Origin of the sequence: Ramlibacter sp. Leaf400 (genome assembly GCF_001424545.1) — a bacterium.
Classification (GTDB): Bacteria; Pseudomonadota; Gammaproteobacteria; order Burkholderiales; family Burkholderiaceae_C; genus Ramlibacter.
The window spans coordinates 467,781-483,818 of sequence record NZ_LMQL01000012.1 but is presented as its reverse complement, the minus strand read 5'-3'; the positions used below and the strand labels follow the sequence as shown (position 1 = coordinate 483,818).

18 protein-coding genes are annotated in these 16,038 nt (G+C 70.1%); 10 read left to right on the top strand and 8 right to left on the bottom strand.

Translation table 11 applies throughout. The features are described from left to right. Both ASG30_RS18075 and ASG30_RS18070 read left to right on the top strand, forming a co-directional pair. Complete coding sequence (locus tag ASG30_RS18075; RefSeq protein ID WP_055899915.1) at positions 1 to 849, top strand: N-formylglutamate amidohydrolase; 849 nt, start codon at positions 1 to 3, stop codon at positions 847 to 849. 349 nt (positions 850 to 1,198) lie between these two features. Continuing rightward, a complete protein-coding gene (locus ASG30_RS18070; protein ID WP_082522176.1) occupies positions 1,199 to 2,851 on the top strand; it encodes a SulP family inorganic anion transporter in 1,653 nt (550 codons plus the stop codon). On the opposite strand, the gene bamE is transcribed toward ASG30_RS18070, so the two are convergent. Then, the gene (gene bamE, locus ASG30_RS18065) at positions 2,848 to 3,348 is read right to left on the bottom strand and encodes an outer membrane protein assembly factor BamE domain-containing protein (RefSeq protein ID WP_055899909.1); all 501 of its coding nucleotides are present in this window, start codon (positions 3,346 to 3,348) and stop codon (positions 2,848 to 2,850) included. The genes ASG30_RS18070 and bamE overlap by 4 nt on opposite strands. A 42-nt stretch (positions 3,349 to 3,390) precedes the next feature. Here bamE and ASG30_RS18060 point away from each other — a divergent pair, with 42 nt between their 5' ends. From ASG30_RS18060 to ASG30_RS18045, 4 genes are all read left to right on the top strand, one after another. Continuing rightward, positions 3,391 to 3,615: a DUF3460 family protein gene (locus ASG30_RS18060; protein ID WP_055899906.1), complete on the top strand. Its 225-nt coding sequence runs from the start codon at positions 3,391 to 3,393 to the stop codon at positions 3,613 to 3,615. A gap of 58 nt (positions 3,616 to 3,673) precedes the next feature. Next, a complete protein-coding gene (locus ASG30_RS18055) occupies positions 3,674 to 4,471 on the top strand; it encodes a segregation and condensation protein A (RefSeq protein WP_082522194.1) in 798 nt (265 codons plus the stop codon). Next, the gene (gene nadB, locus ASG30_RS18050) at positions 4,471 to 6,039 is read left to right on the top strand and encodes an L-aspartate oxidase (protein ID WP_055899900.1); all 1,569 of its coding nucleotides are present in this window, start codon (positions 4,471 to 4,473) and stop codon (positions 6,037 to 6,039) included. The genes ASG30_RS18055 and nadB overlap by 1 nt, the downstream gene beginning before the upstream one ends. Before the next feature lie 169 nt (positions 6,040 to 6,208). Further along, complete coding sequence (locus ASG30_RS18045) at positions 6,209 to 6,769, top strand: 3-keto-disaccharide hydrolase (protein WP_235579833.1); 561 nt, start codon at positions 6,209 to 6,211, stop codon at positions 6,767 to 6,769. Between the two features lie 166 nt (positions 6,770 to 6,935). Here ASG30_RS18045 and nadA read toward each other — a convergent pair whose 3' ends face one another. Together nadA and nadC are read right to left on the bottom strand one after the other, a co-directional pair. Next, positions 6,936 to 8,051, bottom strand: coding sequence for a quinolinate synthase NadA (gene nadA, locus ASG30_RS18040; RefSeq protein ID WP_055900212.1), 1,116 nt, complete (start codon positions 8,049 to 8,051; stop codon positions 6,936 to 6,938). A gap of 8 nt (positions 8,052 to 8,059) precedes the next feature. Next, a complete protein-coding gene (gene nadC, locus ASG30_RS18035; RefSeq protein WP_055899894.1) occupies positions 8,060 to 8,920 on the bottom strand; it encodes a carboxylating nicotinate-nucleotide diphosphorylase in 861 nt (286 codons plus the stop codon). Positions 8,921 to 9,026: 106 nt separating this feature from the next. On the opposite strand from nadC, the gene ASG30_RS18030 reads away from it, so the two are divergent. Continuing rightward, on the top strand, positions 9,027 to 9,350 hold the full coding sequence (locus tag ASG30_RS18030; protein ID WP_055899891.1) for a thioredoxin family protein: 324 nt from the start codon (positions 9,027 to 9,029) through the stop codon (positions 9,348 to 9,350). On the opposite strand, the gene ASG30_RS18025 is transcribed toward ASG30_RS18030, so the two are convergent. The 5 genes from ASG30_RS18025 to ASG30_RS18005 all read right to left on the bottom strand — a co-directional run bounded on the left by ASG30_RS18025 (position 9,347) and on the right by ASG30_RS18005 (position 12,384). Continuing rightward, positions 9,347 to 10,033 carry a hypothetical protein gene (locus ASG30_RS18025; RefSeq protein ID WP_055899888.1) on the bottom strand — a complete coding sequence of 229 codons (687 nt, stop codon included), beginning with the start codon at positions 10,031 to 10,033 and terminating at the stop codon, positions 9,347 to 9,349. The genes ASG30_RS18030 and ASG30_RS18025 overlap by 4 nt on opposite strands. 52 nt (positions 10,034 to 10,085) lie before the next feature. Further along, complete coding sequence (locus tag ASG30_RS18020; RefSeq protein WP_055899885.1) at positions 10,086 to 11,078, bottom strand: NAD(P)H-dependent glycerol-3-phosphate dehydrogenase; 993 nt, start codon at positions 11,076 to 11,078, stop codon at positions 10,086 to 10,088. Between the two features lie 18 nt (positions 11,079 to 11,096). Further along, positions 11,097 to 11,558, bottom strand: coding sequence for a protein-export chaperone SecB (gene secB, locus ASG30_RS18015; RefSeq protein WP_055899883.1), 462 nt, complete (start codon positions 11,556 to 11,558; stop codon positions 11,097 to 11,099). A gap of 115 nt (positions 11,559 to 11,673) precedes the next feature. Further along, the gene (grxC, locus tag ASG30_RS18010) at positions 11,674 to 11,934 is read right to left on the bottom strand and encodes a glutaredoxin 3 (protein ID WP_055899880.1); all 261 of its coding nucleotides are present in this window, start codon (positions 11,932 to 11,934) and stop codon (positions 11,674 to 11,676) included. A 42-nt stretch (positions 11,935 to 11,976) separates the two neighbouring features. Beyond that, positions 11,977 to 12,384: a rhodanese-like domain-containing protein gene (locus ASG30_RS18005; protein WP_055899877.1), complete on the bottom strand. Its 408-nt coding sequence runs from the start codon at positions 12,382 to 12,384 to the stop codon at positions 11,977 to 11,979. A gap of 73 nt (positions 12,385 to 12,457) precedes the next feature. Here ASG30_RS18005 and gpmA point away from each other — a divergent pair, with 73 nt between their 5' ends. From gpmA to ASG30_RS17990, 3 genes are all read left to right on the top strand, one after another. Next, positions 12,458 to 13,201 carry a 2,3-diphosphoglycerate-dependent phosphoglycerate mutase gene (gene gpmA, locus ASG30_RS18000; RefSeq protein ID WP_055899874.1) on the top strand — a complete coding sequence of 248 codons (744 nt, stop codon included), beginning with the start codon at positions 12,458 to 12,460 and terminating at the stop codon, positions 13,199 to 13,201. 168 nt (positions 13,202 to 13,369) lie between these two features. Further along, on the top strand, positions 13,370 to 14,812 hold the full coding sequence (locus tag ASG30_RS17995) for a S41 family peptidase (protein ID WP_055899871.1): 1,443 nt from the start codon (positions 13,370 to 13,372) through the stop codon (positions 14,810 to 14,812). Positions 14,813 to 14,897: 85 nt separating this feature from the next. Beyond that, positions 14,898 to 15,656 carry a HesA/MoeB/ThiF family protein gene (locus ASG30_RS17990; RefSeq protein ID WP_055899868.1) on the top strand — a complete coding sequence of 253 codons (759 nt, stop codon included), beginning with the start codon at positions 14,898 to 14,900 and terminating at the stop codon, positions 15,654 to 15,656. The last annotated feature ends 382 nt before the right edge of the window (positions 15,657 to 16,038 follow it).

Sequence of the window (16,038 nt, the reverse complement as noted above, 5' to 3'; positions counted from 1 at the left end):
ATGGAGCCCTTCACGCTGCTGGCGCCCACGGCGCCCGCGGTGCCGCTGGTGTGCGACTCCCCGCACAGCGGCACCTGGTACCCCGACGACTACCGCCATGCCGTCCCGCGCGCGCAGCTGCGCCGCGGCGAGGACACCGACATCGACGCCCTCTGGGACGCGGTGCCGCAGGTGGGCGGCACCCTGCTGCACGCGCACTTCCCGCGCACCTACATCGACGCCAACCGCACGCTGGAGGACCTGGACCCGGAGCTGCTCGACGGGCCCTGGCCGTCGCCGCTGCAGCCGGGCGAGAAGAGCCGCCTGGGCTTCGGCCTGGTCTGGCGCAACCTGCGCGCGGGCGTGCCGATCTACGACCGCAAGCTCACGGTGGCCGAGGTGCAGGCGCGCATCGACCGCTGCTACCGGCCGTACCACGCGGCGCTGGCGGAGTGCATCGATGCCAGCGTGCGGCGCTTCGGCGGCGTCTGGCACCTGAACCTGCACTCCATGCCCAACGACGCCTACGAGCGCCTGCAGATCCGCAGCCCGCACCCGCTGGCCGACTTCGTGCTGGGCGACCGTGACGGCACCACCTGCGAGCCGGCCTTCGTCGACCTGGTCGAAAGCCAGCTGCGCGGCTTCGGCTACACGGTGGCGCGCAACGACCCGTACAAGGGCGTGCAGCTGATCCAGCGGATCGGCCGGCCGGCGATCAACCGCCACAGCCTGCAGATCGAGATCCGCCGGCCGCTTTACATGGACGAGGCGACGCGCGAGCGCCACGGCGGCTTCGACGCCCTGCGGAACGACCTCACGGAGCTGTTGCACGCCGTCGCCGGCTACCTGCGCCACCGGGCACCGATCTGAGCCGCGGAGGCTGCCCGTTCCTAGAATCGGCGGAACCCATCCATTCCGCCCACCATGACGCCGCGCCGCTCCCGCCTTTCTTCCCGCAGCCTGCGCTGCAGCGCGGGGCGGCTGCGCCACGGTTGCCGGGGCGCCGACCGCGGCCGCCCGCGCCGCCGGGTGCATCCGGGCCTGCGCTGAACCCCGGCCCGGTTCGGGTGGAGGCCGTACACTCGATCCCGATGGCCCCACCGCCCGTCCTCCCCACGCTGCCGCTCTCGCGGCGCCGGCGGTTCATCACCCGGCTGCACCACTGCGGCCCTCCGGAAGCGCACGCCACTTGCATGGCCGTCCACTTCCGGAGAACCGCTTGATTCCTTCCTTCAGCTTCCGTCCGCGTCTGCTCGACGCCCTGGCCGGGTACGACCGCGACCGTTTCCTGCGCGACCTGGGCGCCGGCATCACCGTGGGCGTGGTGGCCCTCCCGCTGGCCATGGCCTTTGCCATCGCCTCCGGCCTGCCCCCCGGGGCCGGGCTGTGGACCGCGATCATCGCGGGTCTGCTGGTCGCCCTGCTGGGCGGGTCCAACGTGCAGATCGGCGGCCCGGCCGGCGCCTTCATCGTGATCGTCTACGGGATCATCGAGCGCTACGGCGTGGCCAACCTGCTGATCGCCACCGCCTGCGCCGGCGTGCTGCTGTTCGCGCTGGGCCTGCTGCGCCTGGGCTCGCTGGTGCGCTACGTGCCGGTGAGCATCGTCGTCGGCTTCACCAACGGCATCGCGGTGCTGATCGCGGTGTCGCAGCTGAAGGATTGGCTGGGCCTGAAGGTCGAGCGCATGCCGGCCGACTTCTTCGCGCAGATGCTGGTGCTGGGGCGGAACATCAACAGCTTCGAGCCCTGGGCGTTCGCGCTGGGCGCCGCCTGCCTGGCGGGGCTGTTCGCCTGGCCGCGGCTGTGGGGCGCCGGATCGCCGGTCAAGCAGGCGCTGGACCTGCCGGGGATGCGGCGGGCCCTGCAGGTCACCGCGCGCGTGCCGGGGCCGATCGTCGCGCTGGTCACGCTCACGGCCCTGGCCTTCGCGCTGGAGCTGCCGGTCGAGACCATCGGCAGCCGCTTCGGCGGGATCCCCGCGGGGCTGCCGGCGTTCGCCCTGCCGGATTTCTCCTGGGAGACGGTCAAGCAGCTGGTGGCGCCCACGGTGACGATCACGCTGCTGGGCGCCATCGAGTCGCTGCTGTGTGCACGGGTCGCCGACCAGGTGAGCGGGCTGCCGCGGCACGACCCGAACCAGGAGCTCATGGCCCAGGGCGTGGCCAACCTGGTCGCGCCCTTCTTCGGCGGCATGCCGGCCACGGGCACCATCGCGCGCACCGTCACCAACATCCGCTCGGGCGGCACCACGCCGGTGGCGGGGACGGTCCATGCGATCACCCTGGCGGTGCTGGTGCTGGCCGCCGCGCCGCTGGCGCTGCACGTGCCGCTGGCGGTGCTGGCCGGCATCCTGCTGTTCGTCGCCTGGAACATGGGCGAGTGGCGCGAGTTCGCGCACCTCACCCGCTACAGCACGCACTACCGCGTGCTGATGCTGGGCACGTTCTTCCTGACGGTGGTGTTCGACCTCACCGTGGCCCTGCAGGTGGGGCTGCTGGCGGCCTGCGGCCTGTTCATCCGGCGGATGAGCTCGCTGTTCCAGGTGGAGCGGGTGGCGGGCGGGGAAGGCGAGCTGCGCTTTCGCCTCTACGGGTCGCTGTTCTTCGGCGCGGTCGCGCGCATCGACACGGTGGTGCAGGCGGTCGAGGCCGGCCCGCCGCAGCCGGCGGTGGTGCTGGACGCGCTGCAGCTGGTGCACCTGGACACCTCGGGCCTGGACGCGCTGCGCCAGCTGCACAAGGTGGTGCTGCTGCGCGGCGGGTCGCTGCGGCTGGAGAACGTCCAGGCGCAACCGTTCGAGGTGATCGACCGCGCCGGCTTCGCTGCCGAACTGGCCGAGCACCGGCCCTCGCCCGAGGTGGCCGCCTAGCGGCTCGGCCCGCCGCGGTTCTCCGGCGCTTCCGGGTCCGGCCCGCTGGACGTGCGCAGCACGCGCATGTCGGGGTTGAACCACACGGTGAACATCATCGAGGTGCTGGGCGCCTGCATGTACCGCCAGTCCCATGCCTCTTCCTTCTTCAGCGCATACGGCGTGCGCTTGGCCGGCTTGCCCAGCATGCGGCGCACCTGCTCCATCGTCATCCCCGGCTTCACCTGCTCGAAGGTGTTCGGGTTGAGCACCTGCCGCAGCGCGGACATCTTGCCGTCCGGACCGATGGTGATCATGTAGTTCTGGTGGCCCGAGGGATTGCGGTTGTATTCCAGCGTGCGGGCGCCGCCGGGGTCGTCCCACACGGCTTCGGGCTTGCCGAACGTGGCGACCACGTCGGCCTCGGTCGACACGCCCTCCTCGAGCTTCTCGATGCGTTTCTGGTCACAGCCCGCCAGCGTGCCCAGCAAGGCGAGAAAGCCACTGACGAGTCCCATCGACCACCGCAGGTAAAATTGACGACTCACTCGAGAGAGTCTATGTCCAAGTTGCTCCGCATCTTCCGCCGGCCGGACTACCAGTCCGACGTCACCCAGTTCATCGAACAGCTGAAGGCGCAGCGCCCCGACATCGAAGCCCAGCAGCGCGCCGGCCGCGCGATCTGGTGGGACAAGCACCTCGACCGCGAAGCGCTGGTCGACTGGAAGAAGGCGAAGGTGCCACAAAAGGCCTACGTCTACGGCAGCGGCAGCAGCGACACCTGACGTGAACGACAACGAACAGGCCGGCCTGCCCGAGCTCGCGGGCGCGCAGCTCGGCGGCATGCCCGACGTGGTCGACCAGGTGGCGCTGGCGCGGCTTTACGGCGAACCGCTGTTCGCCATGCCCACCGACCTGTACATCCCCCCGGATGCGCTGGAGATCTTCCTGGAGGCCTTCGAAGGCCCGCTGGACCTGCTGCTCTACCTCATCCGCAAGCAGAACTTCAACATCCTCGACATCCCGATGGCGGCGGTCACCCGCCAGTACCTGGTGTACGTCGACGAAATCCGCACGCGCAACCTGGAGCTGGCGGCCGAGTACCTGCTGATGGCGGCCATGCTGATCGAGATCAAGTCGCGCATGCTGCTGCCGCCCAAGAAGACGGCCGAGGGGCAGGAGCCCGAGGACCCGCGCGCGGAACTGGTGCGCCGCCTGCTCGAATACGAGCAGATGAAGATGGCGGCGGCCCGGCTGAACGCGGTGCCGCAGGTCGGCCGCGATGTGTTGCGCGCGCAGGTCTACATCGAGCAGTCGATGCAGCCGCGCTTTCCCGACGTCCACGTGGTCGACCTGCAGGAAGCCTGGCGCGACATCCTCAAGCGGGCCAAGCTGGTGCAGCACCACCGCATCACGCGCGAGGAGCTCTCGGTGCGCGAGCACATGAGCATCGTCCTGCGCAAGCTGCAGGGCCGCAAGTTCGTCGAGTTCGAGAACCTGTTCGACCCCAGCCGCGGCGTGCCGGTGCTCATCGTCACCTTCATCGCCACGCTGGAGCTGGCCAAGGAGACGCTGATCGAGGTGACGCAGGCCGAGGCCTTCGCCCCCATCTACGTGCGCCTGGCGTACCAGGCAGCGTGATGCAGTCGCTCGACTTCGACGTCGTCATCGTCGGCAGCGGCCTGGCCGGCCTCTCCGCGGCGATGCACCTGGCCCCCACCCACCGGGTCGCCGTCATCACCAAGCGCGCGCTGGCCGACGGCTCCAGCGGCTGGGCCCAGGGCGGCATCGCCGCCGTGATGGACCGGGGCGACAGCTTCGAATCGCACGTGGACGACACGCTGGTCGCCGGCGCGGGCCTGTCCGACCCCGAGGCCACGCGCTTCGTGGTCGAGCACGCGCCCGAGAGCATCGCCTGGCTGCAGCAGCTGGGCGTGCCCTTCTCGCAGGAGCACGGCCAGCTGCACCTCACGCGCGAAGGCGGCCACAGCGCGCGGCGCATCGTGCACGTCACCGACGCCACCGGCGCCGCCGTGCAGCGCACGCTGATCGAGCACGTGCGGCGCACGCCCAACATCCGGCTGTTCGAGCACCACACGCTGGTGGACCTGATCACCACCCGGCTGGTGGGCGAGCAGCCGCCGCGCTGCCTGGGCCTGTACGCGCTGGACGAGCAGGCCGACCAGGTCGTCACCTTCCGCGCACCGAGGACCATCCTGGCCACCGGCGGCGCGGGCAAGGTCTACCTGTACACCACCAACCCCGACACGGCCACCGGCGACGGCATCGCCGCCGCGTGGCGGGCCGGCTGCCGGGTGACGAACATGGAGTTCATCCAGTTCCACCCGACCTGCCTGTACCACCCGCTGGTCAAGAGCTACCTGATCACCGAGGCCGTGCGCGGCGAAGGCGGCCGGCTGCTGCTGCCGGACGGCACGCGCTTCATGCCGCAGCACGATGCGCGCGCCGAGCTGGCGCCGCGCGACGTGGTCGCCCGCGCCATCGACTTCGAGATGAAGAAGCACGGCCTGGACTGCGTCTACCTGGACATCTCGCACCAGCCGGCGGAGTTCATCCGCGAGCACTTCCCCAACATCCACGCGCGCTGCCTGGAGCTGGGCATCGACATCACGCGCCAGCCCATCCCGGTGGTGCCGGCCGCGCACTACACCTGCGGCGGCATCCACACCGACCTGTCCGGCCGCACCGACCTGCCGGGCCTGCACGCCATCGGCGAGACGGCCTACACCGGGCTGCACGGCGCCAACCGGCTGGCGAGCAACTCGCTGGTCGAATGCATGGTGTTCGCGCGCGCCGCGACCAAGGACATCCTGGCCACCCCGGCGTCCACCGTCCCGCCGCTGCCCGCATGGGACGAGAGCCAGGTCACCGACCCCGACGAATCGGTGGTGATCTCCCACAACTGGGACGAGCTGCGCCGCTTCATGTGGGACTACGTGGGCATCGTGCGGACCAACAAGCGCCTGGAGCGCGCCGCGCACCGCATCCGCCTGCTGCAGGGCGAGATCCAGGAGTTCTACGCGCACTTCCACATCAGCCGCGACCTGCTGGAGCTGCGCAACCTGGTCACCGTGGCCGACCTCATCGTGCGCTCGGCCCAGTCCCGCCACGAGAGCCGCGGCCTGCATTTCAGCCGCGACTACCCGAAGCTGGCGCCGGACGCCAAGCCGACCACGCTGGTCCCTTAGTCCCCATCCCGTCATTCCCGCGAAGGCGGGGATGACGCCTTATGCGGGTTTGCACGCGGTGCTCAACCGTTCCCCGCGCGCCTAGCATGGCCGTCCCACACGAACCCGGAGACGGCACATGGACATCAGGATCAGAACGGCGCTTCGCACCGCTGCATGCACAGCCGCAGTGGCACTGTCGGGCTGCGCGGGGATGATGGGCGGCAGCGGCGGTGGCTGGGTGCCGCTGGTCGATGGCGGCAAGGGCCTGGAGAAGTTCAACCGCGTCGGCGAGGCGGACTGGGCCCTCGTCGACGGCGCGCTGCAGGCCACGCGCGGCGGATCGACTCCCGCCTACCTGGTCACCCGCGAGTCGTACAAGGACTTCGTGATCCGCGCCGAGTTCTGGGCCAGCGACGACGCCAACAGCGGCCTGTTCATGCGCTGCCAGAACCCGACCCAGATCGGCGACGAGACCTGCTACGAGGCCAACGTGTTCGACCAGCGGCCCGATCCCACCTTCGGCACCGGCTCCATCGTCAAGGTCGCCCCCGTACGCCAGCCGCCGCCCAAGGCCGGCGGCAAGTGGAACACCATGGAAGTCACGATCAAGGGCGACCACATCGTGGTGATGCTCAACGGCGAGAAGACCGTCGACCACCGCGACCGCAAGTTCGCCAGCGGCCCGGTCGCGCTGCAATGGGGGCGCGGGACGGTGAAGTTTCGGAAGGTGGAGATCAGGACGCTTTAGACCTAGCCAGCCCCTTCAGGCCCGTCCAGGCACATTGGACCGTCGTCCCCGCGGAGGCGGGGACCCAGTGCGTCCGCCTTCGCGGACTGCCGGGAAGCCCTGGATTCCCGCCTTCGCGGGAATGACGAAGTCCAGGAAAGACGAGGTCCGGGAATGACGGGGTGCCTTACGCCGCCCCGATGTTCGGCACCAGCGCCCCCGCCGGCTGCCCGTTCTTCAGCGCGGCGGTGAAGGCCAGCATGCGGTCGATCGGCAGCCGGGCCCGTTCGCCCAGGGCAGGGTCGACCACGATCTCGTTGGTGCCGCTCTCCAGCACGTTCGCCAGCCCGGCCAGCCCGTTCATCGCCATCCACGGGCAATGCGCGCAGCTCTTGCAGGTGGCGCTGTTGCCGGCCGTGGGGGCTTCGTAGAACACCTTGCCCGGGTTGAGCGTGCGCAGCTTGTGCATCATCCCGTTGTCGGTGGCGACGATGAATTCGCTGGCGTCGAGTTCGCGCGCGGCCTTCAGGATGGCCGAGGTGGAGCCCACCGCATCGGCCAGCGCCACCACGTCGGCGGGCGACTCGGGGTGCACCAGCACCTTGGCCTTGGGATGCTCCTTCTTCAGCGCCTCCAGCTCGAAAGCCTTGAACTCGTCGTGCACGATGCACGAGCCGTTCCAGAACACCATGTCGGCGCCGGTCTGGCGCTGGATGTAGGTGCCCAGGTGGCGGTCGGGCGCCCACAGGATCTTGTGGCCCTTGTCCTTGAGCGCGCCGACGATGTCCAGCGCGCAGCTGGAGGTGACCAGCCAGTCCGAGCGCGCCTTCACGGCCGCGCTGGTGTTGGCGTAGACCACCACCGTGCGGTCGGGATGCTCGTCGCAGAAGGCGCTGAACTCGTCGATCGGGCAGCCCAGGTCCAGCGAGCAGGTGGCGTCCAGGTCGGGCATCAGCACGCGCTTCTCGGGCGACAGGATCTTGGCCGTCTCGCCCATGAAGCGCACGCCGGAGACGACCAGCGTCTGCGCCGGATGGTCGCGGCCGAAGCGCGCCATCTCCAGCGAATCGCTGACGATGCCGCCGGTCTCCTCGGCCAGGTCCTGCAGGTCGGGATGCACGTAGTAGTGCGACACCATGACGGCATTGCGCTCCTTGAGCAGGCGCTTGATGCGAGCCTTGAGTTCGGTGCGCTCGGCCGGCGTCGGCTCCTGCGGCACGCGCGCCCACGCGTGGCGGGTGTCGCAGGTGCTGCCCACGGGCTGCTCGTACTCGACGTCGAAGATGGGGATGACGGCGCTCATGCTGGTGCTCACAGGTCCTTGAAACGCATCGAATAGTCCGTGGCCTTCACGTCCTTGGTCAGCGCCCCGATGGAGATGCGGTCGACGCCGGTCTGCGCAAGCTCCTTCACGCGGTCGAGCGTCACGCCGCCCGAGATCTCCAGGATGGCGCGACCCTCGTTGAGCCGCACCGCCTCGTGCAGCGTCGGCAGGTCCATGTTGTCGAGCAGGACCATCTTCGCGCCGGCGTCCAGCGCTTCCTTCAGCTGGGCCAGGTTCTCGACTTCGATCTCCACGAACTCGGCGGAAGCCGCCAGCCCGGCCGCGGCCTGCAGCACCGGCGTGATGCCGCCGGCCGCCGCGATGTGGTTCTCCTTGACCAGGATGGCGTCGTACAGGCCGATGCGGTGGTTGGTGCCGCCGCCGGTGCGCACCGCGTACTTCTGCGCCAGCCGCAGGCCGGGCAGCGTCTTGCGCGTGTCCACGATCTGTGCGCGCGTGCCGCGCACGGCATCCACGTAGGTGGCGGTTCGGGTGGCGACGGCGCTGAGCAGCTGCAGGAAGTTCAGCGCCGTGCGCTCGGCCGTCAGCAGCGCGCGCGCCGAGCCGCGGATCTCGACCACCGGCTGGCCCACGCTGCAGCGCCGGCCCTCGGGCACGGCCCAGGTGATGGTGGCCTGCGGATCGAGCTGCCGCACCGCCGCCACGAACCAGGGACCGCCGCACACGACGGCGGCCTCGCGGGCGATCACCACCGCCTGGGCCTGGCGGCCGGCCGGCACCAGGGCGGCGGTGAGGTCGCCCTCGCCCACGTCCTCGGCCAATGCCCGCGCGGCGTCCTGCCGGGCCAGGTCGGCCACGGCCGCCGGGCTGAAATCGAAGCGTTGCATGAGGCGAGCATAGCCGCAGGGCGAAGCCACCGTCGGCATCCCGGCTGACGGCGCTGCCCGCCGCCGCTGACGGTCGCGCCCGGCCGGAGCCGGGACAATCGACCCCATGGAAACCGCGTATCTCGACAACGAACCCTCGCGCGCGGAGGTCGACACCTGGTCCGGGCCGGCCCTGCTGGAATTCGGCACCGACTGGTGCGGCTGGTGCCGCGGCGCGCAACCGCGCATCGCGCAGGCGCTGGCCGGCCATCCGTCGGTGCGCCACGTCAAGGTGGAAGACGGCCCCGGCCGGCCGCTTGGCCGCTCGTTCCGCGTCAAGCTCTGGCCAACGCTGGTGTTCCTGCGCGACGGCCGCGAGGTCGCCCGGCTGGTGCGGCCGCAGGACGCGCAGGCCATCGCCGAAGCGCTGGTGGCGATCGACGCGAACTAGTTCGCCGCGAAGCAGTACAGCAGCCCGCCGCCGCCGGTGCCGCGCAGGGCGTCCAGGCTGCAGCCGCGGCTGCCGTGGGACGAGTTCCAGGAGCGCGAGGCATCGTCATCGCGCAGCCCCCGGCGGTCGTGGTGGCCGACCAGCGCCGATCCTTCGGTGCTTGAAGTCCAGTTGGCGCAGGTGGTGTCGTTGGCCGCCGTCGAAGACCGGCCCTCGGGCGTGCTGCCGGTGAGGATGTCGTGGTTGTTCACCGCGTCGCCGCTGCCGCTGACCGGCTGGCCCTTCTCGGTGAGCGCGGTGTCCTTGGACAGCTTGTTGGTCCCGTGCAGCTCCTCCACGCTGCTGGCGACGACCGCGCCCTTGGCGTTCTGCCAGGGTCCGCGGCCGATGCGGTCGCGGGCGTTCACCGCCGCGGCGCCGCCCGAGGCCGTGGTGCTCAGGTAGGCCCGCCAGGTGCGGTGGCCGGCGCCGGCCGCCGAGGCCAGGGCCTGGCAGTGCTTGTCGGCGCCCGCGAGGCCGCCGAAGTCCGCGCCCTTGCCGGGATTGGCGCTGGTGACGAAGAAACTCATGGGGCTGCGTGCGCCCGTGCTGCCGCCGCCGGAGGGCGCACCGGACGAACCGGCGCAGGCGGACAGCAGCGTGGCGGAACAGGCGATGGCGACGACGACGGGCAGGTGGTTCATGGCGACTCCTGAAGTGGAAACCGCAGGCTAGCGCCGCCGCGCAGGGCCTGCCTCAGGACGACTCCGGAGTCGGGTCGCGCTGCATGAGCCGGGCGACCGCCTGCCGAGGCTCCAGCCGGCCCTCGAGCACGGCCGCCACCGCCTCCGCGATCGGCATCTCCAGGCCCAGCCGTGCAGCTCGGGCCACCACCGTGCGGGCGCAATAGACGCCCTCGGCCACATGGCCGAGCCGGGCCAGCGCCTGGCCGAGGCTGTCGCCCTGGGCCAGCATCAGGCCCACGCGGCGGTTGCGGCTGAGGTCGCCGGTGGCGGTCAGCACCAGGTCGCCCAGGCCCGACAGGCCCATGAAGGTCTCGGCGCGGCCGCCGAGCGCGATGCCCAGCCGCGTCATCTCGGCCAGGCCGCGGGTGACGAGAGCAGCGCGGGCATTGAGGCCCAGCGCCAGCCCGTCGCACAGGCCGGTGGCGATGGCCAGGACGTTCTTCACCGCGCCGCCGACCTCCGCACCGGCCACGTCGTCGTTCGCGTACACGCGCAGTTGCGGGCCGTGGAAGGCGTCGACCAGCACCTGCCGCACCTGCGGATGGGCGCTTGCCGCCACCAGTGCGGTGGGCTGGCCACGCGCGACTTCCTGCGCGAAGCTGGGGCCGGTCAGCACGCCCGCGGCGAGCTTGGGCGCCACCTGCTGCTGGATCTCGTGGCCCAGCAGGCCCGGCTGGTCGTCGCGCGCCTCGAAGCCCTTGCAGAGCCAGGCCACGGGCGCGGTGCGGTCCGCCAGCGCGACCAGCATGTCGCGCAGCCCGGCCATGGGCGTGGCGACCACCAGCAGGTCAGGGGCCTGCGCGGCTGCGCCCACGTCGCCGGAGGCGATGTGCAAGGAGGCGGGCAGCACGACGCCGGGCAGGTAGCGCGCGTTCTCGCGCACCGCCTGCATGTCGCGCGCCTGGGCGGCGTCGCGCGCCCACAGGACCACGTCGTGGCGGGCCGCGGCGTTGACCGCCAGCGCCGTCCCCCACGCACCGGCGCCGAGCACGAGCAGCCGCATGCGAGCGACGCCCTGCCGTCAGGCCGTGGTGATGATCTGGGACCCCTGGTCCTGCTGCAGCTGCGACTGCTGCTGCTCGTACATGGCCTGGAAGTTGATCTCGGCCAGGTGCACCGGCGGGAAACCCGCGCGGGTGACGATGTCCGACACGTTGCTGCGCAGGTACGGGTAGACGATCTGCGGGCAGGCGATGCCCATGATGGCGTTGATCTGGTCGCCCACGTTGCGGATCTCGAAGATGCCGGCCTGCTTGACCTCGACCAGGAACACGGTGCGCTCCTTGATCTTGGTGGTGACGGTGGCGGTCACGCACACCTCGAACATGCCCTCGGCGGCCTGCGTGGCCTCGACGCCCAGCTGGATGTCGACGGCGGGCTGCTCCTGCTCCAGCAGGATGGCGGGCGAATTGGGCTGCTCCAGCGAGGCTTCCTTGAGATAGACGCGCTGGATCTGGAAGACGGGGTCCTGGGAGTCGGCCATGGCTGTGGTGCTTTCGTGCAAAGGAAAAGGCCCGCCGGGTGCAACCGAAGCGGGCCGGGGATTCGGGTCGGGCGGGATTATCTCAGGCCGCGCAAGGCCGGCCGCGGGCCCGTTCTCAGCCGCCGTTGAGCAGCGGCGCGAGGCCGCCGCGGCTGTCCAGCGCCATCAGGTCGTCGCAGCCGCCCACGTGCGTGTCGCCGATGAAGATCTGCGGCACGGTGCGCCGGCCGGTGATCTCCATCATCTTGAGCCGCTCCTGCGGCTGCGAATCGACACGGATCTCGTTGATGTTCTCCACCCCGCGGGCCTTCAGGATCTGCTTGGCCCGGATGCAGTACGGGCAGACGGCGGTGGTGTACATGGTGACGGCTTGCATGGCGGGCGGTGATCCTCGGCGGTTCTTCGAGTTGGCGGCTTTCTAGGCCTTCTCGACCGGCAGGTTAGCTTCTTTCCAGGCCTTGAGCCCGCCGGCCAGGACTTGGGCCTTTTCGTAGCCGAGTTTTTTCGCGATGCCCAGCGCGCGGTTGGCGCGCCCGCCGTTGGCGCACACCAGCAGCACCGGCGTGGCCTTGTTCTTCACGGCCTGCGGCAGCCGCTCCTCGAGCTGGTTGAGCGGCACGTTGCGCGAGCCGACGATGTGGCCGGCCGCGAACTCCTCGGCCTCGCTCACGTCCACCACCGCCGCCTTCTCGCGGTTGATGAGCAGCACCGCGTTGGCGGTGGAGAGGCCGCCGGTCGCGCCCCCCTTCACGGTCGGCCACAGCAGCATGGCGCCGGAGGCCAGGGCGACGGCAAGAAGCGTCCAGTTGTTGATCAAGAAGTCCATCGTGTCCTGAGTAAGCGCCCACGGCGCAAAGACGAGATTCTAGAATCGACGTTTTTGCCCGGCTGAACCCCGCATGCACAAGCTCGTCCTGATCCGCCACGGCGAATCGACCTGGAACCTGGAAAACCGCTTCACCGGCTGGACCGACGTCCCGCTCACCGCCACCGGCATCGAGCAGGCCAAGAGCTCCGGCCGCCTGCTGCGCGAGGAGGGCTACGAGTTCGACGTCTGCCACACCAGCGTGCTCAAGCGCGCCATCCACACCCTGTGGCACTGCCTGGACGAGATGGACCGCCAGTGGCTGCCGGTGGTGAAGTCGTGGCGGCTCAACGAGCGCCACTACGGCGCGCTGCAAGGCCTGAACAAGGCCGAGACCGCCAAGAAATTCGGCGACGACCAGGTGCTGGTCTGGCGCCGCAGCTACGACATCCCGCCGCCGGCGCTGGAGCCGGGCGACCCGCGCTCGGAACGTGCCGACCCGCGCTATGCCCGCCTCGCGCCCGGCGAAGTGCCGCTGACCGAGTGCCTGAAGGACACCGTGGCGCGGGTGATGCCGTTCTGGAACGAGGCGATGGCCCCGGCCATCCGCTCCGGCAAGCGGGTGCTGGTGTCGGCCCACGGCAATTCGATCCGGGCCCTGGTGAAGTACCTCGACGGCGTCTCCGACCAGGACATCGTGGGCCTGAACATCCCCAACGGCATCCCGCTGGTCTACGAGCTGGACGCCGACCTGCGCCCGCTGAGGCACTACTACCTGGGCGACGCGGAAGCCGCCGCCAAGGCCGCCTCCGCGGTGGCCAACCAGGGCAAGGCCTGAGCTCTGCCGTAAAAGCCGGCAAACCGCTGCGCTTGCGCGTCAACGGCTGGTAAAGCACCGGCTTTTTTCACGCGAGGCGGCGCTCTTCCGGAACCGGGGGGTAACGGGCGCGTCATAGTGTCTTCTCAGGTGTATATTGAAAAGTCGAGAGGACTAAAGCTTCCCCCTATGAGCCACAAACTCAAGATCGCCGGCTTGATCTCGGTGGGCGCGCTGGCCGGCGCCCTGACCACGGTCTCGCTGCAGACCGTCGCCCGTGGCTCGCTCGCGCCCCTGCCCCTGGAAGAACTCCAGCAGCTGGCCGCCGTCTTCGGCATGGTCAAGAGCGACTATGTGGAGCCGGTCGACGAGAAGAAGCTCATCAGCGACGCGATCTCGGGCATGGTTGCCAGCCTGGATCCGCATTCGCAGTACTTCGACAAGAAGAGCTACAAGGAATTCCGCGAGGGCACGTCCGGCCGCTTCGTCGGCGTGGGCATCGAGATCTCGCAGGAAGACGGCCTGGTCAAGGTGGTGTCCCCGATCGAGGGCTCGCCCGCCTACCGCGCCGGCCTCAAGCCCAACGACCTGATCACCAAGATCGACGACACGGTGGTCAAGGGCCTGTCGCTGTCCGACGCCGTCAAGCGCATGCGCGGCGAGCCCAGCACCAAGGTGACGCTGACCATCTTCCGCAAGGAGGAGAACCGCACCTTCCCGGTGACCATCACCCGCGAGGAGATCAAGACCCTGTCCGTCAAGGGCAAGGTGCTCGAGCCCGGCTTCGCCTGGGTCCGCCTGTCGCAGTTCCAGGAGCGCACCGTCGAGGACTTCGTCCGCAAGATCGAGGAGGTCTACAAGACCGATCCCAACCTGCGCGGCCTGGTGCTGGACCTGCGCAACGACCCGGGCGGCCTGCTCGATGCGGCGGTGGCCGTGTCCGCGGCCTTCCTGCCGGAGAACGTGACGGTGGTGTCCACCAACGGCCAGCTGCCCGAGAGCAAGTTCGTCTACAAGGCCTCGCCCGAGTTCTACCAGCGCCGCTCCGGCTCCGACCCGCTGCGCCGCCTGCCCGCCGCCATCAAGACGGTGCCGCTGGTGGTGCTGGTCAACGAAGGCTCGGCCTCGGCCAGCGAGATCGTGGCCGGTGCGCTGCAGGACCACAAGCGCGCCACCATCCTGGGCAGCCAGACCTTCGGCAAGGGCTCGGTGCAGACCGTGCGCCCGCTCGGCCCCGACACCGGCCTCAAGCTCACCACGGCTCGCTACTACACGCCCAGCGGCAAGTCGATCCAGGCCCGCGGCATCGTGCCCGACGTGCTGATCGACGAGAGCGAGGAAGGCAACCTGTTCTCGATGCTGCGCACCCGCGAGGCCGACCTCGACAAGCACCTGGGCAGCGGCCAGGGCCCCGAGGTGAAGGACCCGAACCGCGAGCGCCTGCGCGAGGAAGCCCGCAAGCGCGCCGAGGAGGAATCCCGCAAGCCCGCGTCCGAACGCAAGATGCCCGAGTTCGGCGTGCTGGAGAAGGATTTCCAGCTGGTGCAGGCCCTCAACCAGCTCAAGGGCCGTCCGGTCCTGGTGAGCAAGACGCAGGTGATCGAGAACAAGGCGGAGAAGAAGGAGAATTGACCCTCTTCGTCATCCCCGCGGATGCGGGGAACCAGGAAAAGCCGGCGACAGCCGGCTTTTTTCTTTCCTGCCCACAATCGCGGCCATGACCGACGACGACCTGCTGCGCTACTCGCGCCACATCCTGCTGGAGGAGATCGGCGTGGAGGGCCAGGAGCGGCTCGCCGCCAGCCACGCGCTGGTGATCGGTGCCGGCGGCCTCGGCTCGCCGGTGGCGCTCTACCTCGGCACGGCCGGTGTCGGCCGCATCACCCTCGTGGACGACGACAGCGTCGACGTCACCAACCTGCAGCGGCAGATCGCGCATGCGATGGCGCGCGTGGGCCAGCCCAAGGCGCAGTCCGCGCGCGAGGCGATCGCGGCGCTCAATCCGCAGGTGCAGGTCGAGGCCCTGGTGCAGCGCGCGGATGCCGCGCTGCTCGATCGGCTGGTGCCCGGGGCGGGCGTGGTGCTCGACTGCTGCGACAACTTCGCGACGCGGCAGGTGGTCAACGCCGCGTGCTTCCGCCACGGTGTGCCGCTGGTGTCGGGCGCGGCGATCCGGTTCGACGGGCAGCTGAGCGTGTTCGATCCGCGCCAGCCCGACTCGCCCTGCTACGCCTGCCTGTTCCCGGCCGACAGCGCCCCCGAGGAGACCCGCTGCGCCACCCTGGGCGTGTTCGCGCCGCTGGTGGGCATCATCGGCGCGATGCAGGCGGCGGAGGCCTTGAAGCTGCTGGTGGGCGTGGGGGAGTCGCTGGCCGGCCAGTTGCTGATGCTGGACGCGCGGTCGATGGAGTGGACGCGCATGCGCACACCGCGTCGGGTGGGGTGTACGGTGTGTGGGGAGAGGCGGCAGGGGTAGGCGCGCGCGGAGCCTTTCCTCTCCCGTCATTCCCGCGAAGGCGGGAAATCAGTGCGTCCGACTTCGGGGGGCTTCATGAAAGCGCTGGATGCCCGTCTTTGCAGAGCGTTCGGGGCGGCGGCAGGGGGTCCCCGGCGTGGGGCTCATGCTGTGCCTCTCCGAGCTCGCTGACGCTTCGCATTGCTGCGCGCATCGCTTGAGTGGTGCGGGCCCTCGCGGAAAAACTCACTGCGCGCTGAGATGCAGCGCTCCGTTCAGACAGTTTCCGCGAGTCAGTGGTTGATCCACGAGCTGCGCCCGCTTGCCGCGGGCTCGCAGGGCCCGCACCACTGCGCGACGCTCGGCACAGAAATCGCCCCCCGCCGGGGACCCCCTGCCGCTG